Source organism: Modestobacter sp. URMC 112, assembly GCF_053502575.1.
Map to the genome: position 1 here is coordinate 3,224,011 of NZ_CP199957.1, position 22,370 is coordinate 3,246,380.

At 74.6% G+C, this 22,370-nt stretch carries 18 protein-coding genes and 1 pseudogene; 9 read left to right on the forward strand and 10 right to left on the reverse strand.

Annotated elements, in window-relative coordinates; translation table 11 throughout:
* Positions 1-4 precede the first annotated feature (4 nt).
* Together ACWIX6_RS15135 and ACWIX6_RS15140 are read right to left on the reverse strand one after the other, a co-directional pair.
* Complete coding sequence (locus tag ACWIX6_RS15135; protein ID WP_448613261.1) at positions 5-208, reverse strand: YbdD/YjiX family protein; 204 nt, start codon at positions 206-208, stop codon at positions 5-7.
* On the reverse strand, positions 205-2,448 hold the full coding sequence (locus ACWIX6_RS15140) for a carbon starvation CstA family protein (protein ID WP_448613262.1): 2,244 nt from the start codon (positions 2,446-2,448) through the stop codon (positions 205-207). The genes ACWIX6_RS15135 and ACWIX6_RS15140 overlap by 4 nt, the downstream gene beginning before the upstream one ends.
* 137 nt (positions 2,449-2,585) lie before the next feature.
* Between ACWIX6_RS15140 and ACWIX6_RS15145 the strand changes: the two genes are divergently transcribed.
* Positions 2,586-3,599: an iron-containing redox enzyme family protein gene (locus ACWIX6_RS15145; RefSeq protein WP_448613263.1), complete on the forward strand. Its 1,014-nt coding sequence runs from the start codon at positions 2,586-2,588 to the stop codon at positions 3,597-3,599.
* Here ACWIX6_RS15145 and ACWIX6_RS15150 read toward each other — a convergent pair.
* Genes ACWIX6_RS15150 through uraD (ACWIX6_RS15185) form a run of 8 tightly spaced genes read right to left on the reverse strand, consistent with a single transcriptional unit; the run spans position 3,596 to position 15,912 of the window.
* Positions 3,596-3,919 carry a CDGSH iron-sulfur domain-containing protein gene (locus tag ACWIX6_RS15150; protein ID WP_448613264.1) on the reverse strand — a complete coding sequence of 108 codons (324 nt, stop codon included), beginning with the start codon at positions 3,917-3,919 and terminating at the stop codon, positions 3,596-3,598. The genes ACWIX6_RS15145 and ACWIX6_RS15150 overlap by 4 nt on opposite strands.
* Before the next feature lie 29 nt (positions 3,920-3,948).
* Positions 3,949-7,074, reverse strand: a complete 3,126-nt coding sequence (locus ACWIX6_RS15155; RefSeq protein WP_448613265.1) for a bifunctional [glutamine synthetase] adenylyltransferase/[glutamine synthetase]-adenylyl-L-tyrosine phosphorylase — start codon at positions 7,072-7,074, stop codon at positions 3,949-3,951.
* 2 nt (positions 7,075-7,076) lie between these two features.
* On the reverse strand, positions 7,077-7,817 hold the full coding sequence (locus ACWIX6_RS15160) for a type 1 glutamine amidotransferase (RefSeq protein ID WP_448613266.1): 741 nt from the start codon (positions 7,815-7,817) through the stop codon (positions 7,077-7,079).
* 10 nt (positions 7,818-7,827) lie between these two features.
* Positions 7,828-9,171: a guanine deaminase gene (locus ACWIX6_RS15165; RefSeq protein WP_448613267.1), complete on the reverse strand. Its 1,344-nt coding sequence runs from the start codon at positions 9,169-9,171 to the stop codon at positions 7,828-7,830.
* Positions 9,168-10,004: a xanthine dehydrogenase accessory protein XdhC gene (gene xdhC, locus ACWIX6_RS15170; protein ID WP_448613268.1), complete on the reverse strand. Its 837-nt coding sequence runs from the start codon at positions 10,002-10,004 to the stop codon at positions 9,168-9,170. The genes ACWIX6_RS15165 and xdhC overlap by 4 nt, the downstream gene beginning before the upstream one ends.
* A 10-nt stretch (positions 10,005-10,014) precedes the next feature.
* On the reverse strand, positions 10,015-12,459 hold the full coding sequence (xdhB, locus tag ACWIX6_RS15175; RefSeq protein ID WP_448613269.1) for a xanthine dehydrogenase molybdopterin binding subunit: 2,445 nt from the start codon (positions 12,457-12,459) through the stop codon (positions 10,015-10,017).
* Entirely contained in the window at positions 12,456-13,931 is a 1,476-nt protein-coding gene (locus tag ACWIX6_RS15180; protein WP_448613270.1) for a xanthine dehydrogenase small subunit, read from the reverse strand. Before ACWIX6_RS15180 ends, xdhB begins: the two co-directional genes overlap by 4 nt.
* 43 nt (positions 13,932-13,974) lie before the next feature.
* A complete protein-coding gene (uraD, locus tag ACWIX6_RS15185; RefSeq protein WP_448613271.1) occupies positions 13,975-15,912 on the reverse strand; it encodes a 2-oxo-4-hydroxy-4-carboxy-5-ureidoimidazoline decarboxylase in 1,938 nt (645 codons plus the stop codon).
* Between the two features lie 191 nt (positions 15,913-16,103).
* Here uraD (ACWIX6_RS15185) and ACWIX6_RS15190 point away from each other — a divergent pair, with 191 nt between their 5' ends.
* The 8 genes and pseudogenes from ACWIX6_RS15190 to gcl all read left to right on the forward strand — a co-directional run bounded on the left by ACWIX6_RS15190 (position 16,104) and on the right by gcl (position 22,315).
* Positions 16,104-16,346, forward strand: coding sequence for a thiamine-binding protein (locus tag ACWIX6_RS15190; RefSeq protein ID WP_448613272.1), 243 nt, complete (start codon positions 16,104-16,106; stop codon positions 16,344-16,346).
* On the forward strand, positions 16,336-16,749 hold the full coding sequence (locus tag ACWIX6_RS15195) for a helix-turn-helix domain-containing protein (protein ID WP_448613273.1): 414 nt from the start codon (positions 16,336-16,338) through the stop codon (positions 16,747-16,749). Before ACWIX6_RS15190 ends, ACWIX6_RS15195 begins: the two co-directional genes overlap by 11 nt.
* A 165-nt stretch (positions 16,750-16,914) precedes the next feature.
* Complete coding sequence (uraD, locus tag ACWIX6_RS15200; protein ID WP_448613274.1) at positions 16,915-17,409, forward strand: 2-oxo-4-hydroxy-4-carboxy-5-ureidoimidazoline decarboxylase; 495 nt, start codon at positions 16,915-16,917, stop codon at positions 17,407-17,409.
* On the forward strand, positions 17,406-17,741 hold the full coding sequence (uraH, locus tag ACWIX6_RS15205; protein ID WP_448613275.1) for a hydroxyisourate hydrolase: 336 nt from the start codon (positions 17,406-17,408) through the stop codon (positions 17,739-17,741). Before uraD (ACWIX6_RS15200) ends, uraH begins: the two co-directional genes overlap by 4 nt.
* Before the next feature lie 2 nt (positions 17,742-17,743).
* Positions 17,744-18,649: a factor-independent urate hydroxylase gene (pucL, locus tag ACWIX6_RS15210; protein ID WP_448613276.1), complete on the forward strand. Its 906-nt coding sequence runs from the start codon at positions 17,744-17,746 to the stop codon at positions 18,647-18,649.
* A gap of 100 nt (positions 18,650-18,749) precedes the next feature.
* Positions 18,750-19,574: a hydroxypyruvate isomerase family protein gene (locus ACWIX6_RS15215; RefSeq protein WP_448613277.1), complete on the forward strand. Its 825-nt coding sequence runs from the start codon at positions 18,750-18,752 to the stop codon at positions 19,572-19,574.
* Between the two features lie 25 nt (positions 19,575-19,599).
* A pseudogene (locus ACWIX6_RS15220) lies at positions 19,600-20,490 on the forward strand (2-hydroxy-3-oxopropionate reductase); the annotation flags it as partial.
* Between the two features lie 25 nt (positions 20,491-20,515).
* Entirely contained in the window at positions 20,516-22,315 is a 1,800-nt protein-coding gene (gene gcl, locus ACWIX6_RS15225) for a glyoxylate carboligase (protein WP_448613278.1), read from the forward strand.
* Positions 22,316-22,370: the final 55 nt, after the last annotated feature.

Here is a 22,370-nt window from a genome sequence, read left to right on the forward strand (position 1 = left end):
CGGTTCAGCAACAGCGGCTGACCGGGTTGCGCTCCGCCGCGTCGGCCCGCCGGCGCTCGAACTCGCGCCGGCTGACCGGCGCGTGCCCGTGCTCCGCGCACTCCCGCAGGTAGTCGTCCCAGCGCGCCTCGCCGCTGAACTCCCGCAGGTACCACCGCACCCCGCGGCCGGCCCGGACGACGGCCGCCCGCACCTCGGCGGCGCTCACCGGGGCGGCCCCTCGCTGGTGAAGGTGCCGGAACCCCGGGCGCCGGCGCCGACGAGCCGCTCGTGCTCGGCGATCGCGCGCTTCTCCTCGGGCGTGGCGAACAGCCCGGACGGCTCGACGATGGACGACGGCTCGGCGGGCTCCTCGGTCGTGGGCACGGGGCCGCGCGCCCGGATCGCCCGCGCGATGACCACCAGGGCGTTGGCCACGACGACCAGGGTCAGCAGGGCGAAGGCGGCCTGCAGCACGCCGTTCACCGTGGAGTTCGTGACGATCTGCTGCATCTGCCCGGCGTCCTGCGCCGGCGCCAGCACCTCGCCGTTGGCCAGCGCGTCGGCGTACCTCTGCCGCTGGGTGAAGTAGCCGACCCGCGGGTCGGCGGAGAAGACCTTCTGGAAGCTGGCCGTCAGCGTCGTGGTCAGGGCCCACGCCAGCGGCACCGCTGTGATCCAGGCGTACTTGAGTTTCCCGTGCTTGATCATCAGCACCGTGGCCAGGGTGAGCGCGATGCCGGCCAGCAGCTGGTTGGCGATGCCGAACAGCGGGAACAGCTGGTTGACCCCGCCCAGCGGGTCGGTGACGCCGATGTAGAGCATGCTGCCCCAGAGGCCGACGACGATGGCGCTGGCGATGATGGTGCCCGGCCGCCACGACAGGTCACCGAACTTCGGCCACACGTTGCCGATCGTGTCCTGCAGCATGAACCGGCCCACCCGGGTGCCGGCGTCGACGGCGGTGAGGATGAACAGCGCCTCGAACATGATCGCGAAGTGGTACCAGAAGGCCGCCCCGCCGCCCCCGAAGGCGGTGGTGAGGATCTGGGCGATCCCGACGGCGAGCGTGGGCGCCCCACCGGTGCGCGACACCAGGGTGTCCTCCTGGATCGCCGCGGAGGCGGCGGACAGGTCCGCGGCCGTCGTGTCGAAGCCGAGCCCGTTGACGAACGCGGCCGCGGTCTCCGGGGTGCCGCCGGTGACGCCGGCCGGGGCGTTCATCGCGAAGTACAGGCCCTGGTCGATGACCACCGCGGCGATGAGCGCGCTGATGGCGACGAAGGACTCCATCAGCATGCCGCCGTAGCCGATGAGCCGGACCTGGCTCTCCTTGGCCACCATCTTCGGCGTCGTGCCCGAGGAGATGAGGGCGTGGAAGCCCGACAGCGCGCCGCAGGCGATGGTGATGAAGACGAAGGGGAACAGTGAGCCGGCGAAGACCGGCCCGGTGCCCGCGATGGCGAACTGGCTGATCGCGTCGGCCTGGATCACCGGCCGGGCGATGAGCAGCCCGATCGCCAGCAGCACGATCACGCCGATCTTCATGAACGTGGACAGGTAGTCCCGCGGGGTCAGCAGCAGCCAGACCGGCAGCACGGAGGCGACGAACCCGTAGACCACCAGCGCCAGGACCAGCCACTCCTTGGACAGGGTGAGCGACTCGGCCAGCGCGGTGCCCTCGATCCAGCCGCCGCCCACGATCGCCAGCAGCAGCAGGACCACGCCGATGCCGGTGGCCTCGAGCACCCTCCCGGGCCGCAGCGTGCGCAGGTAGACGCCCATGAACAGGGCGATCGGGATGGTCAGCGAGATCGAGAAGACGCCCCACGGGGACTCGGCCAGCGCGTTGACCACGATCAGCGCCAGCACCGCCAGGATGAGGATCATGATCGCGAAGACGGCGATCAGCGCGGCGATGCCGCCGACGATGCCGATCTCCTCGCGCACCATCTGGCCCAGGCTCTTCCCGTTGCGGCGCATCGAGAAGAACATGACGACCATGTCCTGGACGGCGCCGGCGAAGATGACGCCGACGACGATCCAGATCGTGCCGGGCAGGTAGCCCATCTGGGCGGCGAGCACCGGGCCGACCAGCGGGCCCGCGCCGGCGATCGCGGCGAAGTGGTGCCCGAAGAGCACCCGCCGGTCCGTGACGTCGTAGTCCCGGCCGTTCTGCAGCCGCTCCGCCGGGGTGGCCCGCCGGTCGTCGACCTGCAGGGCGCGGTAGGCGATGAACCGGGCGTAGAAGCGGTAGGCGATCGCGTAGGAGCACAGCGCGGCGAACAGGATCCACAACGCCGAGACGGTCTCGCCGCGGGACAGGGCCAGCACCGTCCACGAGACCCCGCCGACGAGGGCCACCGCGACCCAGACGGCGACCGAGCGCACCGACATCCCGCGGAGGTCGCTGCCGCCCGGCGACCGGCCTCCGCCGCCGGAGTCGTCCCTGGTGATCACGGTGGACATCAGCGCCTCCTGCACGTCGGCAGCCCCCCGGACGGCGCTGCCCGCGGTGATCATAGATCCGCGGCGGCGGGTCACCCGAGGGGCAGGTCACCCCCGCCAGAGGTTCCGGACCCGGCAGGGCTGGGCATGGTCGGAGGATGCGACTGCCCAAGCCACGGGGACCCCTGAGCGCCGCCCTGTGCGCCGACCTGCGCGGCGACTCGACCCTGTCCGCCCGCACCCGGTCGGCCGCCGAGACGCTGGCCGCGGACGCTCCCGACCCGCTCACCGACGAGGACCTCCAGCTCAGCCTGGCGATCTGCTACGAGCTGCACTACCGGGGGTTCGACGACGTCGACGACCGCTGGGAGTGGGACCCCGCGCTGCTCACCGTGCGCGCGCTGCTCGAGCAGCGGCACACCGCGGCGCTGCGCGACCTGGTCGGCGAGGTGCCGGTCACCGACGCCCCGGTCGACCAGCAGCTGGCCGAGGTCGTCGCAGCGGACGACGGCCCCTCGCTGTCGGGGTACCTGGCCCGCTCGGGCACCGAGGAGCAGTGGCGGGAGTACCTCACCCTGCGCTCGGTCTACCACCTCAAGGAGGGCGACCCGCACACCTGGGCCATCCCCCGCATCTCCGGCCGGGCCAAGGCCGCGATGGTGGAGATCCAGGCCGACGAGTACGGCGGCGGGTCGGCGGAGCGGATGCACAGCCAGCTGTTCGCCGGGCTGATGCGCGACCTCGGGCTCGACGACGGGTACGGCGCGCTGTGGGACGACGCCCCCGCGGTCACCTTCGCGTCGGTCAACACGATGTCGCTGTTCGGGCTGCACCGGCGGTGGCGGGCCGCCTGCCTGGGGCACCTGACCGCGGTGGAGATGACCTCGTCGGAGCCCAGCCGCCGGTACTCCCGCGGCCTGCGCCGGCTCGGGTACTCCCGCGCCACGTCGGTGTTCTACGACGAGCACGTGGAGGCCGACGCGGTGCACGAGCAGATCGCCTCGGTCGACATGTGCGGTTCGCTGGTGGCCGAGGACCCCTCGCTCACCGCCGACGTGCTGTTCGGCGCGCGCTGCGCGCTGGCCGTCGACGGGCTGACCGCCGTCCACCTGCTGGGCGCCTGGGAGGCCGGCCGCTCGGGCCTGCGCGGCGACGCGTCGCTCGCCGCCTAGGGAGGACCGGGCTCTCCGCCGTCGCCGCTGACGTGGCTGACGGGGCGGGGGCGTGACGGCGCACTGCCGGCCCGGAAGCCGGCCGCCTTGTGGGTGCCGTCGCAGAAGGGCTTGATGGAGGACTTGCCGCAGCGGCACAGCGCCACCGTGTCCCGGCCCGGGTCGATCTCCCGGCCGTCGGTGTCGACCAGCCGGAAGTCGCCGCGCACGAGCAGCGGCCCGTCGCGGTAGGGCGTGATCGTGGCGCCACCCGCCGTGGGCCCGGTGGGCGGGTCGGCGGGGACGTCGTCGGGCAGGTCGGGGGCCGGGGTGACGGGCACAGCAGGGTCCTCCCCGGATCCGCGCCGGTTCACGCCTCCGCCGGGCGGCCGTAGAACACGGCGTCCACCACACCGCGGGCGTGCCGGGTCACCCGGCGGTAGTCGTCGAGGAACTGCCCGGGGTCGACGTCGGCGCCGTACCCGCAGGCCCGCGCCACCCCGCTCAGCTCCAGCCCCTGCCGCGGCAGCTGGTCACCAGGGCGACCGCGCACCAGGAAGACGGCGTTGCGCGCCCGGCTGGCCAGCTCCCACGCCGCGCGCAGGGCGTTGCCCTGCTCGTCGTCCAGCAGGCCGGCGTCGGTGAGCCCGGTGAGGGCGCCGATGGTGGTGGTCACCCGCAGCTCGGGGTGCCCGGCGGCGTGCTGCAGCTGGAGCAGCTGCACGGTCCACTCCACGTCGGCGAGGCCGCCGCGGCCGAGCTTGGTGTGCGTCGCCGGGTCGGCGCCGCGGGGCAGCCGCTCACTGTCCACCCGGGCCTTGATCCGGCGGATCTCGGCGACCTGCTCGGGCGAGAGCCCGCCGGCCGGGTAGCGCAGCGGGTCGACCAGCTCGACGAAGGCCGCGCCCAGCGCCTCGTCGCCGGCGACCGGCTCGGCCCTCAGCAGCGCCTGCACCTCCCAGGTGGACACCCACCGCTCGTAGTACTCGCCGAACGCGGTCAGGCTCCGCGACATCGCCCCCTGCCGGCCCTCGGGCCGCAGGTTGGCGTCCACCTCGAAGGCGGGGTCCGGCGCCGGCTCGCCCAGCAGCCGGCGCAGCGCGTGCGCGATGGCGTTCGCCGCGGCCGCCGCCCTGGCGTCCTCGCAGCCCGGGCGGGCCCGGTGCACGAACATCACGTCGGCGTCCGAGCCGTAGCCCATCTCGGCGCCGCCCAGCCGGCCCATGCCGATGACCGCCATGTCCACCGGCACCTCGTCGGCGGGCACCCCGGCGTCGGCGGCCCAGCTGCGCACCGCGGCGTCCAGGCCGGCGCGCAGCGTGGCGACGGCGACGTCGCGCAGCGCCTGCCCCACGCGCACCACGGCCAGCCGGCCGAGCAGGTCGGCGCAGGCGATCCGCAGCAGCTCGGTGCGCCGCAGCGACCGCAGCACCCGCACCCCGGCGGTCGGGTCACCGGCCCGGGCGACCGCCTGGCGCCACGCCGAGGCCAGCGTGCCGGCGTCCCGCGGCTCGAGCTCCGCGTCGTCGGCCAGGATGCGCAGCGCCTCCGGGGTGCGGGTCAGCAGCCCGGCCACGTACTGGCTGGAGCCCAACAGCACGGCCAGCCGCTCGGCGACCTGGCCCTCGTCGCGCAGCAGCCGGAGGAACCACTGGTCGTTGCCCAGCGCCTCGCTGACCTTGCGGTAGGCCAGCAGGCCGGCGTCGGGGTCGGCGCAGGAGGCGAAGGTCTGCAGCAGCACCGGCAGCAGGTAGCGCTGCATCTTCGCCGAGCGGGACAGCCCGCCGGTGAGCGCGGTGAGGTGCCGCAGCGCGCCCTCGGGGTCGGCGAACCCCAGCGCGCGCAGCCACTCGCCGGCCGCCTGCGGGCCCAGGAACAGCTGCTCCCCCGGCGCCCGGGCCACCGAGGTCAGCAGCGGCCGGTAGAACAGCTTCTCGTGCAGCCGCCGCACCTCGCGGGTGTGCAGGGCGAGCTCGGCGCGCAGCACCGCCACCGCGTCGCCGCGCTGGTCGGGCTTGTAGCCCAGCGACCGGGCCAGCCAGCGCAGCTGGTCGGCGTCGGTGGGCAGCAGGTGGGTGCGGCGCATCCGCAGCAGCTGGAGCCGGTGCTCCACGGTGCGCAGGAACCGGTAGGAGGCGGTCAGCGTGGCCACGTCGTCCCGGCCCACGTAGCCGTTCGAGCCCAGCACCGTCAGCGCCGGGATGGTCCCGCCGACCCGCAGCGACACGTCGGCCCGGCCGTGCACCAGCTGGAGCAGCTGCACGCTGAACTCGACGTCGCGCAGGCCCCCGCGGCCCAGCTTCAGCTCCCGGCCGGCCTGCGCCGGCGGGATGTTCTGCTCGACCCGGCGGCGCATCGCCTGGATCTCGGCGACGAAGCCCGGGCGCTCGCCGGCCTTCCAGACCAGCGGCCACAGCGCGTCGACGTACTCCCGGCCCAGCGCCGGGTCCCCGGCGACCGGCCGCATCTTCAGCAGCGCCTGGAACTCCCAGGTGCTCGCCCACTGCTCGTAGTAGGCCCGGTGCCCGGCGACGGTGCGGACCAGGCTGCCGGCCTTGCCCTCGGGGCGCAACGCCGCGTCGACCTCCCAGGCGGCCTGCCCGCAGATCCGCATCAGCGCGCCGGCGACGCGGGTGGCCGAGGCCAGCGCGGCGGCGTCGTCGTCCCCGGGTTCGACCGGCTCGGCGACGAAGACGACGTCGACGTCGCTGACGTAGTTGAGCTCCCGGCCGCCGCACTTGCCCAGCCCGATGACGGCCAGCCGGCAGGGCGCGGCGTCGGCGGGCTGCTCGGCGACGGCCAGGGCCAGCCCGGCGGTCAGCACGGCGCCGGCGACGTCGGCGAGCTCGCCGGCCACGTCGTCGGCCGCCAGCCCGTCGCCGAGGTCTCGGCCGGCCAGCGAGAGCACCGCGCGGACGTAGGCCGCCCGCAGTGCCTGCACCCGCTCCAGGGAGGCGTCCGGGGCGGAGCTGCCCAGCCGCACCCCCCACGGCGGGTCGTCGGGGTCGGCGCCCACGGCGACCAGCATCTGCCGTTCCAGGGCGGCCGCGGTGGGGCGGAACGCCCCGCGCCCGTCGGAGTCCAGCACGGTCCAGTCCCCGGGGTGCCGGGCCAGGTGGTCGGCCAGCCCGGAGCTGGCCCCGAGGACGGCGAGCAGCCGGGCGCGCAGCGGCGCGGAGCCGCGCAGCCGGGCCAGCAGCCCCGCCGCCGAGCCGCCGGCCGGGTCGGCGGTGTCCAGCGCCTCGACCAGCCGGCGCAGCGAGAAGACGGCGAGGTCGGGGTCCCCGGCCCGGGCCAGCGCGGACACCACCGGCGCGGCCTCGGGGTCGGCCGGCTCGTTGCGGTCGAGGTCCCACAGGCCCAGGGCGGGGTCGGACAGCAGCCGCGCGGCGCGGGCGCCGTCGTCGAACCCGAGGCGGGCCAGCCGGACGACGGCGCGCCGCGGGACGTCGTCGGTCAGGTCGCCGGCGCCGGCGCCGGCGGTCCCGGTGGACACGGTCAGCCCCCGACGGCCGGGGCGCCCGCGCGCCGGCGGACCAGGTCGGCGAACCGGCCGGCGAACGGCGCCCAGACCTCGGCGACGTCCGGGAGCGCCGCCGCCGCGCGGGCGCAGACCGCGTCGGCGGACAGACCGGTGCTGGCCACCCCGACCGGGTCGTCGTCGGCCCAGGCCCGGACCAGGGACTCGTCGGTCTCGATGTGGAACTGCAGCCCGTACACGTGCCGGCCGACCCGGAACGCCTGGTGCGGGCCGGCGGGGTTGCTGGCCAGCAGGGTGGCTCCGGCCGGCAGCCGGTCGATCTCGTCGTGGTGCCACTGGACGACGTCGGGCGACAGCGGCAGCGGCCCGAACACCGGGTCGCTGTCCGCGGCGTCCCGCTTGGCGACCAGCGTGGCGCCGATCTCCGGGCCCTCGACCGCGACGCGGGTGCTGCCGCCGCCCACCTGGGCGAGCAGCTGGGCGCCCAGGCAGATGGCCAGGGTCGGGACGTCGGCGGCGATCGCCTGGCCCAGCAGGTGCCGGGCGCCGGCCAGCTCCGGCGTGACCTCCTCGGGGTCCAGCGAGGACTGCGGGCCGCCGAGCACCAGCAGCCCGTCGTGACCGGTCAGGTCCTCCGGGAGCGGCTCCCCGGCGGCCGGCCGGCGCTCATCGAGCTCCAGCCCGGCCTCGCGCAGCCACTCGCCGAGCCGGGCGGGCGGGTCGGTGTCGGACAGGACGACGACGAGCAGGCGGGCCACGACCCCGAGGTTAGTGCGCTCCCGGGGGCCCGGCCGCGAGCACCGGGACCGCCCCGTCGTCCGCCGGGTGCCCGGCCCGCAGCGGCCGGCCCTCCACCCACACCGTGTCGATGTCGGCCGGCGAGGCCATGGCGAAGGCCCGGGCCAGCGCGTCCTCGGGGCCCGCGGCGTTGCGCAGCGCCACGTCCAGGTGCGTGCCGGCCCGCGGCCGGAGCCACAGCGCGTCGAACCGCTTGCCCACGCCGAGGTCCCCCACCTCGTCCCCGAGGCCGAGCGCGTCGGCGCCGGCGGAGGTCGCCAGGTGCAGCAGGTGGGCCGGGGTGAGCTGCTGGCCGTCGGCGCCGAGCAGCTGCTGCAGGAAGTAGGCCTGCAGCCCCTCCTTGAACATGCAGAACCCGGTGCCGGCGCCGACGTCGGAGCCCAGCGCCACCCGGACGCCGGCGGCCAGGTGCCGCCGGAGCGAGAAGATCCCGCTGCCCAGCGCGGCGTTGCTGGTCGGGCAGTGCGCGATGCTCGCCCCCCGGCCGGACAGCAGCGCCAGCTCGGCGTCGGTGGGGTGCACGTTGTGCGCCAGGACGCTGGTCCGGCCGACCAGACCGTGCCGGTCGTAGGTGTCGACGTAGACGCAGCCCTCGAACAGCCGGGAGACCGTGGCGATCTCCAGCGCGTTCTCGTTGATGTGCGAGGTGAACCAGGCGCCGGGCACCTCCGCCAGCAGCGACCCGCAGGCGTCCAGCAGGGCGTCCCCGCAGGACAGCGAGAACCGCGGGGTGACGGCGTAGCGGTTGCGGCCGACCCCGTGCCAGCGCTGCGCGAGCGCCAGCCCCTCGTCGTGGGCGCGCTGCGGCGTGGTCAGCAACGGCCCGGGCAGCAGCCGGTCGCTGACCACCAGCCCGCTGGTCACCCGCAGGCCCACCCGGGCGGCCTCGGCGAACAGCGCGTCGACCGCGGGGGCGAAGTGCGCGCCGAAGACCAGCGCGGTCGTCGTCCCGGCCTGCGCCAGGCCGCTGACGAACTCGGCCGCGACGGCCCGGCCGTAGGCGACGTCGGCCAGCCGCGCCTCCTCGGGCAGTGCGCACCGCTCCAGCCAGTCCAGCAGCGGCATGCCCAGCCCGCCGATCGCCCGGACCTGCGGGAAGTGCACGTGGGTGTCCACGAAGCCGGGGAGCACCAGCCCGCCGCGCAGGTCGACGACGTCCTCGCCGGGGTGCCGGCGGCCCAGCTCGGGGAAGCTCCCCCGCTCCGTGACCACGCCGTCCCGCACCAGCAGCCCGCCGTCCGCCTCGACCCGCAGCGTCCCGCCGGTGAACGGGTCGACCGGGGTGTCCAGCACCGTCCCGCGGAACAGGGTCACGAGCCGGCCCGCTGCCCGGCGGCCGCGCCGGCCCGTTCCCGCTCCAGGGTGCGGAGCAGGTCCGCGGCCACGCTGACGGCGATGGTGGCCGGGTCCTTGCCGGTGAGGTCGGGCAGCCCGATGGGGGTGGTGATCCGGTCGATCGCCTCCGCGCCGATCCCCTCGTCGGCCAGCTTGCGCCGGAACCGCGCCCACTTGCCCGCCGACCCGATCAGGCCGATCGAGCCCAGGGAGGCCGTGCGCAGCGCGGCGTCGCACAGCGCCGCGTCCTCGGCGTGGTCGTGCGTCATCACCAGCACGTGGGCTCCCCGGGGCAGCTCGGCGAGCACCAGCTCGGGCAGCACCGGGACGTGGTGCACGTGCACCACGGCCTCGGCGTCGTCCAGCACCGCCAGCCGCTCGGGGGTGAGCTGCTCGGGCCGGGAGTCGACCAGGTGCAGGTCGAGGTCCTGCCGGGAGAGGACCCGGGCCAGCTCGAGCCCGACGTGCCCGATGCCGAACACGGCCACGGCCGGCACCACCGGCAGCGGTTCCAGCAGCAGGGTCACCTCGCCTCCGCAGCACTGGACGCCGTGCTGGAAGGGGACCTTGTCCGACAGCGTCACCGGCAGCAGCTCGGACCGCGCCGGCCCCTCGGCGAGCAGGACCCGGGCGCGCGCCACGGCGACCGCCTCGAGGTTCCCCCCGCCGACGGTCCCCCACGTCGCGTCGGCGGCGACCACCATCTTGGCGCCGGCGTCCCGGGGCGCGTGCCCGCGGACGGCGGCGAGGGTGACCAGCACCCCGGGCTCCCGTGCCGAGCGCAGCTGCCCGACGGCCTTCAGCCAGTGCACGCCGGTCCCCTCACGTCTCGGAGAGCACGCGCTGCACGCGCTCGGAGTACGGCCGCATCGCGGGTGCGCCGGCGTCGGGCTGGTCGGGACGGACCCCCGGTGACCCGTTGCCGACGTGCGCGCCCTCGTGCGCGCGGGCCCGCTCGACGGCCCAGAAGACCGCCTCCGGCGTCGCCGGCGACGCCAGGTCCACGCTGGTGCCGGCCGGTCCGAACGCCGCCGCGGCCTGGCGCAGCGCCTCCCGGACGGAGAAGGCCAGCATCAGCGGCGGCTCGCCGACCGCCTTGGAGCCGAAGACGGCGCCCTCCTCGGCGGCGTCGCTGAGCAGCGTGACGTGGAAGGCCTCGGGCATCTCGGAGAAGCTCGGCAGCTTGTAGGTGCTGGCCGACGAGGTGGCCAGCCGCCCGCGGGTGGGGCCGTCACCGGTGTCCCAGCGCAGGTCCTCCAGGGTCAGCCAGCCCACGCCCTGCACGAAGCCGCCCTCGATCTGCCCGATGTCGACCAGCGGGGAGAGGGTGTCCCCCACGTCGTGCACGATGTCGACCCGCCGCACCCGGTAGGCCCCGGTGAAGCCGTCGACCTCGACCTCGGCGGCGGCGACCCCGTAGGCGAAGTACTTGAACGGCTCCCCGCGCATGGTCGAGGAGTCCCAGTGCAGGCCCTCGGTCCGGTAGTAGCCGGCCGCCCACAGCTGGACCCGCTGGAAGTAGGCCAGCCGGACGACCTCCTCCCACGGCACCGACTCGCCGGCGAAGGACAGGCCGCGCACCTGTCCGCCGCCGAAGCGCACGTCGGCCGGCGCGACCCCGAGGCGTTCGGCGGCCACCGCGGACAGCCGCCCGCGGATCTGCTCGCAGGCGTCCTTGATGGCGCCGCCGTTGAGGTCCGCGCCCGAGCTCGCCGCGGTCGCCGAGGTGTTGGGCACCTTGTCGGTGCGGGTGGGGGCCAGCCGGACCCGCTCCAGCGGGACGCCGAGGGCGGTGGCGGCGACCTGCAGCATCTTGGTGTGCAGCCCCTGGCCCATCTCGGTGCCGCCGTGGTTGATCAGCACCGACCCGTCCTTGTAGACGTGCACCAGCGCGCCGCCCTGGTTGAACGCGGTGAGGTTGAAGGAGATCCCGAACTTCACCGGCGTGATCGCCAGGCCGCGCTTGGTGTGCGGGGACGCGGCGTTGGCGGTGGCGATCTCCGCGGTCCGCGCGGCGAAGTCGCTGGTGTCGAGCACCTGCTGCCAGATGCGGGTCAGCCGGTGGGCGTGCCGGACGGGCTGGCCGTAGGGGGTGGTCTGTCCGGGGCGGTAGAGGTTGCGGCGGCGCAGGGCGGCGGCGTCCTGGCCGAGCAGCGGCGCGCAGCGGCCCAGGACGTCCTCGATGACCAGCATCCCCTGCGGTCCGCCGAACCCGCGGAACGCCGTCTGCGAGGTCTTGTTCGTCTTCGCGATGCGCCCGTGGACCCGGACGTCGGGGATCCAGTAGGCGTTGTCGATGTGGCACAGCGCCCGGGCCAGCACCGGCTCGGACAGGTCCAGGCTCCAGCCGCCGTCGGAGGTGAGCGTGGCGTCGAGCGCCCGCAGGCAGCCGTCGGCGTCGAAACCGGCCCGCCAGCGGGCATGGAAGCCGTGCCGCTTGCCGGTCATCGTGAGGTCCTGGGTGCGGTTGAGCCGCAGCCGTACCGGGCGGCCGGTGAGCCGGGCGCCGAGCGCGGCGATCGCGGCCAGGCCGTGCGGCTGCATCTCCTTGCCGCCGAAGCCGCCGCCCATCCGCAGGCACTGCACCGTCACCTCGGCGTTGGACAGACCCAGGACGTGCGCCACGATCTCCTGGGTCTCCGACGGGTGCTGGGTGCTGCTCTGCACGAACACCTGGCCGTTCTCGTCGACCAGCGCGAGCGCGCAGTGCGTCTCCAGGTAGAAGTGCTCCTGCCCGGCGAACTCGAGCTCGCCGCTGAACACGTGCGCGGAGTCCTCGATCCCGGCCTCGACGTCCCCCCGGGTCAGCGTGGGCTGTCCGCCCTGGAAGCTGCCGGCCTCGATGGCCTCGGCGAGCGACACCAGGCTGGGCAGCGGCTCGACCTCGACCTCGACCGCCGCGGCGCCCAGCCGGGCCGCCTCGAGCGTCTCGCCGAGCACCCAGCAGACGGCGTGGCCGTGGAACATGACCTCGTCGGGGAACAGCGGCTCGTCGTGCTTGACGCCCGCGTCGTTGACCCCGGGGACGTCGGCGGCGGTGAGCACCCGCACCACGCCGGGCACGGCGAGCGCGGCCTCGGTGCGCAGCCGGGTCACCCGGGCGTGGGCGTGCGGCACCTGGACCGGGTACGCGTGCAGCACGTCCTTGGTGCGCAGCACCAGGTCGTCGGTGTACAGCGCCTGCCCGGTGACGTGCAGGGCGGCACTCTCGTGCGGGACGGCGGCGCCGACCACCGGGTCGGCCGGCCGCTCGGACAGAGCGCTCATGCGCCCACCTCCTGAGGGGTCCGGTGCTGGGCTGCGAACTTGAGCAGGGCCTGCCGCAACATGGCCGACCGGTAGGCCGCACTGGCCCGGTGGTCGTCCAGCGGCGTGCCCTCGCGGGCCATCACCTCGGCCGCGGCGGCGACCGTCTCCGCGGTCCACGGCCGGCCGGTCAGCGCGTCCTCGGTGGCCCGCGCCCGCAGCGGCGTGGCGGCCACCCCACCCAGCCCGATCCGGGCCCGGCGGACGAGACCGTCCTCGACGTCCAGCCCGAAGCCGACGGCGACGCTGGAGATGTCGTCGAACCGGCGCTTGGCCACCTTGGTGAACCCGGTCAGGCCGGGCTGCGGCAGCGGGACCCGCACCGCGCGGATGAGCTCGCCGAGCCGGCGCACGCTGCGACGGTAGCCGGTGAAGTAGTCGGCCAGCGGCACCTCGCGCTCCCCGTCGACCGACACCAGCACCAGCGAGGCGTCCAGGGCGAGCAGGGCCGGGGCGGTGTCGCCGATCGGTGACCCGGTGCCCAGGTTCCCGCCCATCGTGGCGCCGTTGCGGATCAGCCGGGAGGCGAACTGCGGGAACAGCTCGTCCAGCAACGGGACCCGCCCGGCCAGCAGCTCCTCGGCCTCGCTGAGGGTGAGCGCGGCGCCGATCTCGACCGCATCGGGCCCGACGGCGAAGGTGCGCAGCTCCGGCAGCCGGTCGATGGCCACGACCAGTGCGGCGCGGGCGGCCCGCAGGTTGACGTCCACCCCCCAGTCGGTGGAGCCGGCGACGAGCACGGCGTCCGGCCGCTCCGCGAGCAGCGCCAGCGTGCCAGCGAGGTCGGCCGGCCGGACGAACTCCCCCCGGTCCCCGGAGAGCCGGGTGCTGGGCACCGGGGGCGGCGGCTGGTCCCGCCGGGCGGCGAGCGGGTCGCCGTCGGCGGGCTCCTCCAGCGCGTACGCGGCGTCCCGGATCGGGCGGTACCCGGTGCACCGGCACAGGTTGCCGGACAGCGCGTGCAGGTCGAAGCCGTTCGGGCCGTGCTCGGGGTCGGGAGCCGCGGCACCGTCCCCCGGAGCGCCGGTGGCCGGGCCGGCCGCCGGCGTGCGGTCGGGCCGGTAGTACTCGGCGGCCATGCTGCACACGAAGCCCGGGGTGCAGTAGCCGCACTGCGAGCCCCCGCGGACGGCCAGCTCGCGCTGGACCGGGTGCAGGGCGTCGGGGGTCCCGAGGCCCTCGGCGGTGACCACCTCCTGGCCGTCGAGCGCGCCGACCGGCAGCAGGCAGGCGTTCAGCGCCGTCCACCGGGTCGGGGTGGCCAGCCCCGGGCGGGCGACCAGGACCGAGCAGGCGCCGCACTCGCCCTCGGCGCACCCCTCCTTGCACCCGACGAGCCCGCGGCCGCGGAGCCAGTCGAGCACCGTGGCGTGCACGTCGGCGCCGGCGAGGGACACCGGCTGGCCGTTCACGGTGACGGTCGGGGACTGCATGCGGAGCTCCTGTCGATCGGGGTGGCGGTCGGGCGGACCGGGGTCAGAACGCGGCCGACCCGTACCGCTGGGTGCGGGCGCTGTGGATGGGGTTGGCCCCGGCGACCAGGTCGTCGAAGCGGTGCCCGGCGATCTTGGCGATCTCGATGAGTGCTGCGGCGTGCTCCTGGGTGCGGGAGTTCTGCAGCCGCGCCCAGCCCTGCGCCAGTATCCGCGCCCGGCTGGGCTCGTCCCGGACGCAGACGATGAGCGGGAAGCCGAACTTCGCCCGGTAGGCGGAGGTGACCTCGCGCAGCGCCTCGTGGTCCTCCTCGGTCAGCTGGGTCAGCCCCGCGGAGCCCTGGTCCTGGGCGGACTGCTCCCCCGCCGTGCCCTCGGCGACCGCGTCGCCGCCCAGCGACGGGTAGGCGTTCATCAGCTCGCACTGCTGCTCCGGCGTGGCGGCGAACAGCGCCTCCTGCAGCGCCGTGCGCAGGGCGGTGGTGTCGGAGAAGGGCCGCTGGGCCCAGGCGTTCTCCACCACGCACGTCGGCCCCTGGAACAGCGAGCCGAAGGTGGCGACGAACTGCTCGCGGCTCATCGCGTTCACGTCCTCCAGCCGGACCTGGCCGCGACCCGGGGTCCCGCTCAGCGCCGCCCCGCGTCCACCGCCCACGTGGTGGAACACGGCGTTGAGCCCGATGGCCGCGATGCTGCCCAGCGTGATCCCGCTGCCGAAGACGATCTGCGCCCACGAGGGCACCGCGTCCACGACGCCGGGCTGGACGGTGACCAGCAGCGCCAGCCCGAGGCTGGTGGCGACGATGACGACGTTGCGGTGGTCGTTGAAGTCGACCCGGGACAGCGTCTGGATGCCGACCACGGCGACGGTGGCGAACATCGCCAGGGCCGCCCCGCCCAGCACCGGGTGCGGGATGCCGGCGACCACGGCGCCGGCCTTGGGCACCAGGCCGATCAGGATCATCAGACCGCCCGCCGCCGCGACCACCCAGCGGCTGCGCACCTGGGTGAGCCGGACCAGCCCGACGTTCTCGGCGAAGCAGGTGTAGGGGAAGGAGTTGAAGACCCCGCCGATCGTGGTCGCCAGCCCGTCGGCGCGCAGCGCCGCCGCGATGTCCTTGCGGCCGATCCGCTTGTCGACGATCTCACCGGTGGCGAAGACGTCCCCCGTCGTCTCGACCGCGGTGATCAGCATGACCACGATCATCGACACGATGGCGGCCAGGCTGAACTTCGGCCAGCCGAAGTAGAAGGGGGTCGTGACGCCGACCCAGGAGGAGTCCGCCACGGCGCTGAAGGTGGCGTCGCCCAGGGCCCAGGCGACGAGCGTGCCGGCGACCAGCCCGACCAGAACGGCGACGGTGGCCAGGAAGCCCCGGAAGAAGCGCTGTATCGCCACGATCAGCGCCAGCGTCCCGATCGCGTAGGCCAGGTTGCGGGCGTTGCCCGGCTCCGGGTGGGCCGCGCCACCGACGGCGTCGGCGGCGGCCACGGGCAGCAGCGCGATGCCGATGATGGTGATCACCGAGCCGGTGACCACCGGTGGGAAGAAGCGGATCAGCCGGCTGAAGTACGGCGCGATGAGGAAGGTGAACAGCCCGGCGACCAGCACGGCGCCGTAGATGACCAGCAGCCCGTCGGTGCCGCCGCCGGCGGCGAGCCCGATGGCGATCATCGGTGACACGGCGGTGAAGGTGACGCCCTGCAGCAGCGGCAGCCGGACGCCGACCTTCCAGAACCCCACGGACTGGATGATCGAGGCGATGCCGCAGGTGAACAGGTCGGCGTTGATCAGGTGGATCAGCTCGCGGTCGGACAGCCCGATCGCCCCGGCCAGCAGGATCGGCACCACGACGGCACCGGCGTAGAAGGCGAGCACGTGCTGCATGCCGTACACGGCGAGCTTGCCGACCGGCGGGACCTCGTCGACGGGGTGCTTGCGGAGCGCACGGGGCGCCGGCTGACGAGCTGGCTGGGACATGGCATTCCTCGGTGAGCCAGAGGGGGACGGCTTCCGCCATGCGGAAAGAGGTTTCCCGCAGCCGCCAAAGTAATGTGAGCCGGACCACACGTCAACAGTTTGTTGATGTCCGAGTGTGCACCTCGCCGGGGCGCGTGACCAGGGGTCCCGGCACGGCCCACGACCGGCGGCGCAGGGCTTAACCTGCCGCCATGCGGCTGGTAGCGGAGTTCACCACGGAGCCCTTCGTCGGCGAGGGAGCGGCACCGGCCCACGCGACGGAGACCCTGCACGTCATCGAGGAGTCCGGCCTGAGCTGCGAGTTCGGCCCGCTCGGCACGTCGATGACCGGCGAGGACGACGCCCTGCTCCCGGTGCTCGGCCGGGTGCTGTCCACGGCCCTGGCCAACGGCGCGACCCGGGTCTCGCTGCAGGTCGAGCGCGTTGACGGCTGAGCCGGTGACCGGGTCCGGGCGGGTCGACGGGGACCATCCGCTGCTGCTGGCGCTCGCGCCGGTGCTGAGCCGGGTCGACGCCGTCCTGGTGCCGCCCGGCGAGGTCACCGCCGACGACGTCCCGCTGGTCTGGGACGGGGAGACCGTCGCCGGCGTCCGCTTCCCCGGGCCGCCCGCGGCCGCCCCCGTGGAGGCGGTGGGTGACCTGGGCCGACTGCTGGCCGACCTGGCCGCCGAGCTCGGGGCACCGCTGCGCGACCTGCCGCGCCCGCAGAAGCAGCGGGCCGTGCGACTGCTCGAGGAGCGCGGGGCGTTCACCTACCGCAAGTCGGCCGAGACCGTCGCCGAGGCCCTGAACGTCAGCCGGTTCACCGTCTACAACTACCTGAACCGCGACCGGTGAAGGACCCTCCTGCCCCCTCAGGCCCCGTGCAGGGTCCCGCCGCGAGCGTGCGAGTGGTGGGGGGCACGGGGTCCTTCTTCAACAAACTGTTGACGTAGCGGGCGAGGGCCTGCCAACCTCTCGGCACGACGGGTGTTGCACCCGTCACACCGAGAGGAGGTCCGCGTGGACCTGCCCGCCTTCAACTCCGCACCTCCCGCGGAGCTCACCACCACCCTGCTGGCCTGCTGCGACGTCCCGGCCTGGGCCGCCGCCGTACGGGACGGCCGGCCGCACGCCGACCGCGACGCACTGCTGGCCGCCGCCGACGCGGCCGCCCGGCGGTTCACCCCAGCCGATGTCGACCGCGCGCTGGACGCGCACCCCCGGATCGGCGAGCGGTCGCACCGCGAGGGCCCCGAGGCCGGCTGGTCAGCGCGGGAGCAGGCCGGGGTCGACACCGACGCCGGCACCCGCCGCGCCCTGGCCGAGGCGAACCGGGCCTACGAGGAGCGCTTCGGCCGGGTCTTCCTGATCTGCGCCACCGGGCTGTCGGCCGCCGACGTCCTGGGTGCGCTGCGCCGCCGGCTGACCCACGACGACCGGACCGAGGCCGGCGTGGTCGCCGAGGAACTGCGCCGGATCGCGCTGCTGCGGCTGCAGCAGGTGGTCCCGGCATGAGCGCGGTCACCACCCACGTGCTGGACACCGCGCAGGGACGCCCGGCGGCCGGCGTGCTGGTCCGGCTCGAGCACGCCGTCGGTCCCGCGGGCGCCCTCGTCGCCGCCGGCACCACCGACAGCGACGGGCGGGTCCGCTCGCTGGGGCCCGACCGCATCTGTGCCGGCACGTACCGGCTGGTCTTCGACACCGCCGGCTACTTCAGCCGCACCGGCCAGCCGTGCTTCTTCCCCGAGGTCAGCCTCTCCTTCGTGGTGGCCGACCCCGAGCAGCACCACCACGTCCCGCTGCTGCTGAGCCCGTTCGCCTACTCCACCTACCGAGGGAGCTGATCATGGCCATCACCCTGGGCCCCAACCAGTACGGCAAGGCCGAGAACCGGCTGGTCCGGATCGTCCGGGACACCGCCCGGCACCAGATCCGCGACCTCAACGTCTCCTCGGCGCTGCGCGGCCGCTTCACCGACGCGCACGTCACCGGCGACCAGCGCGACGTGCTGCCCACCGACACCCAGAAGAACACCGTCTTCGCCTTCGCCAAGGAGAAGGGCGTGACGTCGGTCGAGGAGTTCGCCCTCACCCTCGCCGACCACTTCATCGCCGCGACCCCGGCCGCGGACGGCGCCCGGATCGAGGTCCACGAGTACGCCTGGGACCGGATCCCGGTCGACGGCGCGGGCCACGACCACTCCTTCGTGCGGACCGGCGGTGGGGTGCGGACGACGGTGGTCAACGTCGACGGCGCCGGCGACCAGCGGCGCGCGCACGTCGTCTCCGGGATCGAGGACCTCACCCTGCTCAAGTCCACCGGCTCGGAGTTCGCCGGCTTCCTCACCGACCGCTACACCACGCTCCCCGAGACCACCGACCGGATCCTGGCCACGTCGCTGGTCGCGCGCTGGCGCTACGACTCCACCGACGTGGACTGGGACAAGTCCCACTCCGCGATCACCGCACTGCTGCTGCAGCGCTTCGCCGAGATCCACAGCCTCGCCCTGCAGCAGACGCTGTACGGCATGGGCACCGCCGTCCTCGAGCAGCACCCCGAGGTCGCCGAGATCAAGTTCTCCGCGCCCAACAAGCACCACTTCCTCGTCGACCTCTCGCCCTTCGGAACCGAGAACCCGGGCGAGGTGTTCCACGCCGCCGACCGGCCCTACGGGCTGATCGAGGCCAGCGTGGTGCGCGACGACGCGTCCGACGCCGGTTCGGCCTGGCACGGCGTGCCGGGCTTCTGCTGACCGGCCGGCCACCTCCCGACCCCCTCCTCCGGGTCGCCCCTCCCCGGGCGACCCGCGGGCCCGCGCGCCCGCAGCCACCTCCGACCCCAGGAAGGCAGCCATGACCCGCCCCCTCCGGTACGCCGTCAACTGCTCCCTGCTCTTCACCGAGCTGCCGCTGCTCGAGCGGCCCGCCGCCGCCGCGGACGCCGGCTTCGCCGCCGTCGAGTTCTGGTGGCCCTTCGACCGGTCGGTCCCCGGCGACCGGGACGTCGACGCCTTCGTGTCCGCCGTCTCCGACGCCGGCGTGCAGCTGGTCGGGCTGAACTTCGCCGCCGGGGACATGCCGGGCGGCGACCGCGGGCTGGTGTCCTGGCCCGACCGCGCCGCCGAGTTCCGCGACAACGTCGACGTCACCATCGGCATCGGCGAGCGGCTGGGCTGCCGGGCCTTCAACGCCCTGTACGGCAACCGCGTGGACGGCGAGGACCCCGCGGCCCAGGACGACCTCGCCGCCGGGCAGCTCGCCCACGCCGCGGCGGCCGCCGCCCGGATCGGCGGCACCGTGCTGCTGGAACCGGTCAGCGGCGCGCCCCGGTACCCGCTGCTGACGGCGGCCGACGTCCTCACCGTGCTGGACCGGTTGCGCGAGGAGCACGGCGTCACCAATGCCGGGCTGCTCGCCGACCTCTACCACCTGGCGGTCAACGGCGACGACGTCGACGCGGTGATCGCCTCCTCGGCCGACCGGATCGCGCACGTGCAGATCGCCGACTCCCCCGGCCGGCACGAGCCGGGCACCGGCACCCTCCCGCTGGAGCGCCAGCTCGGCGACCTGGCGGCCGCCGGCTACGACGGCTGGGTGTCCCTGGAGTACAAGCCCGCCACCTCCACCTCCGACGGCCTCGGCTGGCTCCCCCGGTCCCGCCGCGGCGCACCCGCCTGACCCCCACCCCCACCCCGGAAGAGGTCCTGACATGACCACCATCGCGTTCATCGGGCTCGGCATCATGGGCAGCCCGATGTCGGTGCACCTGGCGAAGGCCGGCCACGACGTCGTCGGCTACAACATCACCCCCCACCGGTACGGGCCGCTCGAGGAGGCCGGGGGACGGTCCGCCGGATCCGCGGCCGAGGCGGTGGCCGAGGCCGACGTCGTCGCGGTCATGGTCCCGGACTCCCCGGACGTCCAGGCCGTGCTCACCGGCGACGGCGGCGTCTTCGACACGGCGAAGCCCGGGACCCTGGTGATCGACTTCTCCAGCATCCGGCCCGACGTGACCGCCGAGCTCAACCGGCAGGCCACCGAGCGCGGCCTGCGGCTGGTCGACGCCCCGGTGTCCGGCGGCGAGGCCGGCGCCGTCGACGCGGCGCTGTCGATCATGGTCGGCGGGACGCCGGAGGACTTCGCGGCCGCCAAGCCGTTCCTGGACGTCGTCGGGAGGACCGTCGTGCACGTCGGCCCGGCCGGAGCCGGGCAGACGGTCAAGGCCGCCAACCAGCTCATCGTGGCCGCGAACATCCAGGTGCTGGCCGAGGCCGTGGTGTTCCTGGAGGCCCACGGCGTCGACATGCCGGCGGCGCTGCAGGTGCTCGGCGGCGGGCTGGCCGGCTCGAAGGTCCTCGAGCAGAAGAAGGCCAACATGCTGGAGCGGGCCTTCGCGCCCGGCTTCCGGATCGACCTGCACCACAAGGACCTCGGGATCGTCACCGCCGCCGCGCGCGAGGCCGGGGTCGTCGTGCCGCTGGGCGCCGTGGTCGCCCAGCTGACGGCCTCCGCCCGGGCCAACGGGGACGGCGCCCTGGACCACTCCGCGCTGCTCCGCGGCGTCGAGCGCCTCTCCGGCCAGACCCCCCGATGACCCATCCCCCCGACTGGAGCACGCCATGCCCAAGATGACAGCCGCCCGCGCCGCCGTGGAGATCCTGCGCCGCGAGGGCACCAGCCACCTGTTCGGCCTGCCCGGCGCCGCGATCAACCCGTTCTACGCGGCGATGCGCGCCGACGGCCGGCTCACCCACGTCCTGGCCCGGCACGTCGAGGGCGCCTCGCACATGGCCGAGGGGTACACCCGCGCCGCCGCCGGCAACATCGGCGTCTGCGTGGGCACCTCCGGCCCGGCCGGCACCGACATGGTCACCGGGCTCTACTCCGCCTCCGCGGACTCGATCCCGATCCTGTGCATCACCGGCCAGGCGCCGCGGGCCCGGCTGCACAAGGAGGACTTCCAGGCCGTCGACATCACCTCGATCGTCGGGCCGGTCACCAAGTGGGCGACCACCGTGCTGGAGCCGGCGCAGGTGCCCGGCGCCTTCGCGAAGGCGTTCCAGCTGATGCGCTCGGGCCGCCCCGGCCCGGTGCTCATCGACCTGCCGATCGACGTCCAGCTGGCCGAGATCGAGTTCGACCCGGACACCTACGAGCCGCTGCCGGTGCTCAACCCGGCCGCCACCCGGGCCCAGGCGGAGAAGGCGCTGGCCATGCTCTGCGCCGCCGAGCGCCCGCTGCTGGTGGCCGGCGGCGGCGTCGTCAACGCCGACGCCGCCGGCCTGCTGGTCGAGTTCGCCGAGCTGACCGGCGTCCCGGTCGTGCCGACCCTGATGGGCTGGGGCACCATCCCCGACGACCACCCGCTGATGGCCGGCATGGTCGGGCTGCAGACCTCCCACCGGTACGGCAACGCCACGATGCTGGAGTCGGACTTCGTCCTCGGCATCGGCAACCGGTGGGCGAACCGGCACACCGGCGGGCTGGACACCTACACCCGCGGTCGCACGTTCGTGCACGTCGACGTGGAGCCCACCCAGATCGGCCGGGTCTTCGCCCCCGACTACGGCATCGTCTCCGACGCCGGGGCGGCCCTGCGCACGTTCGTCGAGGTGGCCCGCGAGCTGGCCGCCGAGGGGCGGCTGCCGGACCGGACGGCGTGGGCGGAGTCCTGCCGGCACCGCCGCCGCACCCTGCAGCGGCGCACCGACTTCGACGCGGTGCCGGTCAAGCCGCAGCGGGTCTACCAGGAGATGAACAAGGCGTTCGGCCCGGACACCACCTACGTCAGCACCATCGGGCTGTCCCAGATCCAGGCCGCCCAGCTGCTGCACGTCTACGGGCCGCGGCGCTGGATCAACGCCGGCCAGGCCGGGCCGCTGGGCTGGACGGTGCCCGCCACCCTCGGGGTGGCCACCGCGCGGCCGGAGGACACCGTCGTGGCGCTGTCCGGCGACTACGACTTCCAGTTCATGATCGAGGAGCTCGCGGTCGGGGCGCAGTTCCAGATCCCCTACGTCCACGTGCTGGTCAACAACGCCTACCTGGGGCTGATCCGGCAGAGCCAGCGCGGCTTCGACATGGACTACTGCGTGCAGCTGTCCTTCGACAACATCAACTCACCGGAGATCGGCGGCTACGGGGTCGACCACGTCAAGGTGGTCGAGGGCCTCGGGTGCAAGGCGCTGCGCGTCTTCGACCCGGAGGACATCCTGCCCGCGCTGGAACAGGCCAAGAAGATGGTGGTCGAGCACCGCGTGCCGGTGGTCGTCGAGGTCATCCTGGAGCGGGTCACCAACGTCTCCATGGGCACCGAGATCGACGCCGTCGTCGAGTTCGAGGAACTGGCCTCCCGGGGCGAGCACGCACCCACAGCGGTCCTGCCCCTCGACGCCGCCGAGCTGCAGCTGCTCGACTGAGAAAGGACCCCGTCCTCCCCACCCTTCGCGAGCTCAGGGCGGGGCCCTTGACGGG

Coding starts and splice junctions, on each gene's coding strand:
- ACWIX6_RS15140 (WP_448613262.1), bottom strand. CDS start 2,448: ATGTCCACCGTGATCACCAGGGACGACTCCGGCGGCGGAGGCCGGTCG.
- ACWIX6_RS15145 (WP_448613263.1), top strand. CDS start 2,586: ATGCGACTGCCCAAGCCACGGGGACCCCTGAGCGCCGCCCTGTGCGCC.
- xdhB (WP_448613269.1), bottom strand. CDS start 12,459: ATGAGCGCTCTGTCCGAGCGGCCGGCCGACCCGGTGGTCGGCGCCGCC.
- ACWIX6_RS15180 (WP_448613270.1), bottom strand. CDS start 13,931: ATGCAGTCCCCGACCGTCACCGTGAACGGCCAGCCGGTGTCCCTCGCC.
- uraD (WP_448613271.1), bottom strand. CDS start 15,912: ATGTCCCAGCCAGCTCGTCAGCCGGCGCCCCGTGCGCTCCGCAAGCAC.
- ACWIX6_RS15190 (WP_448613272.1), top strand. CDS start 16,104: ATGCGGCTGGTAGCGGAGTTCACCACGGAGCCCTTCGTCGGCGAGGGA.
- uraH (WP_448613275.1), top strand. CDS start 17,406: ATGAGCGCGGTCACCACCCACGTGCTGGACACCGCGCAGGGACGCCCG.
- pucL (WP_448613276.1), top strand. CDS start 17,744: ATGGCCATCACCCTGGGCCCCAACCAGTACGGCAAGGCCGAGAACCGG.
- ACWIX6_RS15215 (WP_448613277.1), top strand. CDS start 18,750: ATGACCCGCCCCCTCCGGTACGCCGTCAACTGCTCCCTGCTCTTCACC.
- gcl (WP_448613278.1), top strand. CDS start 20,516: ATGCCCAAGATGACAGCCGCCCGCGCCGCCGTGGAGATCCTGCGCCGC.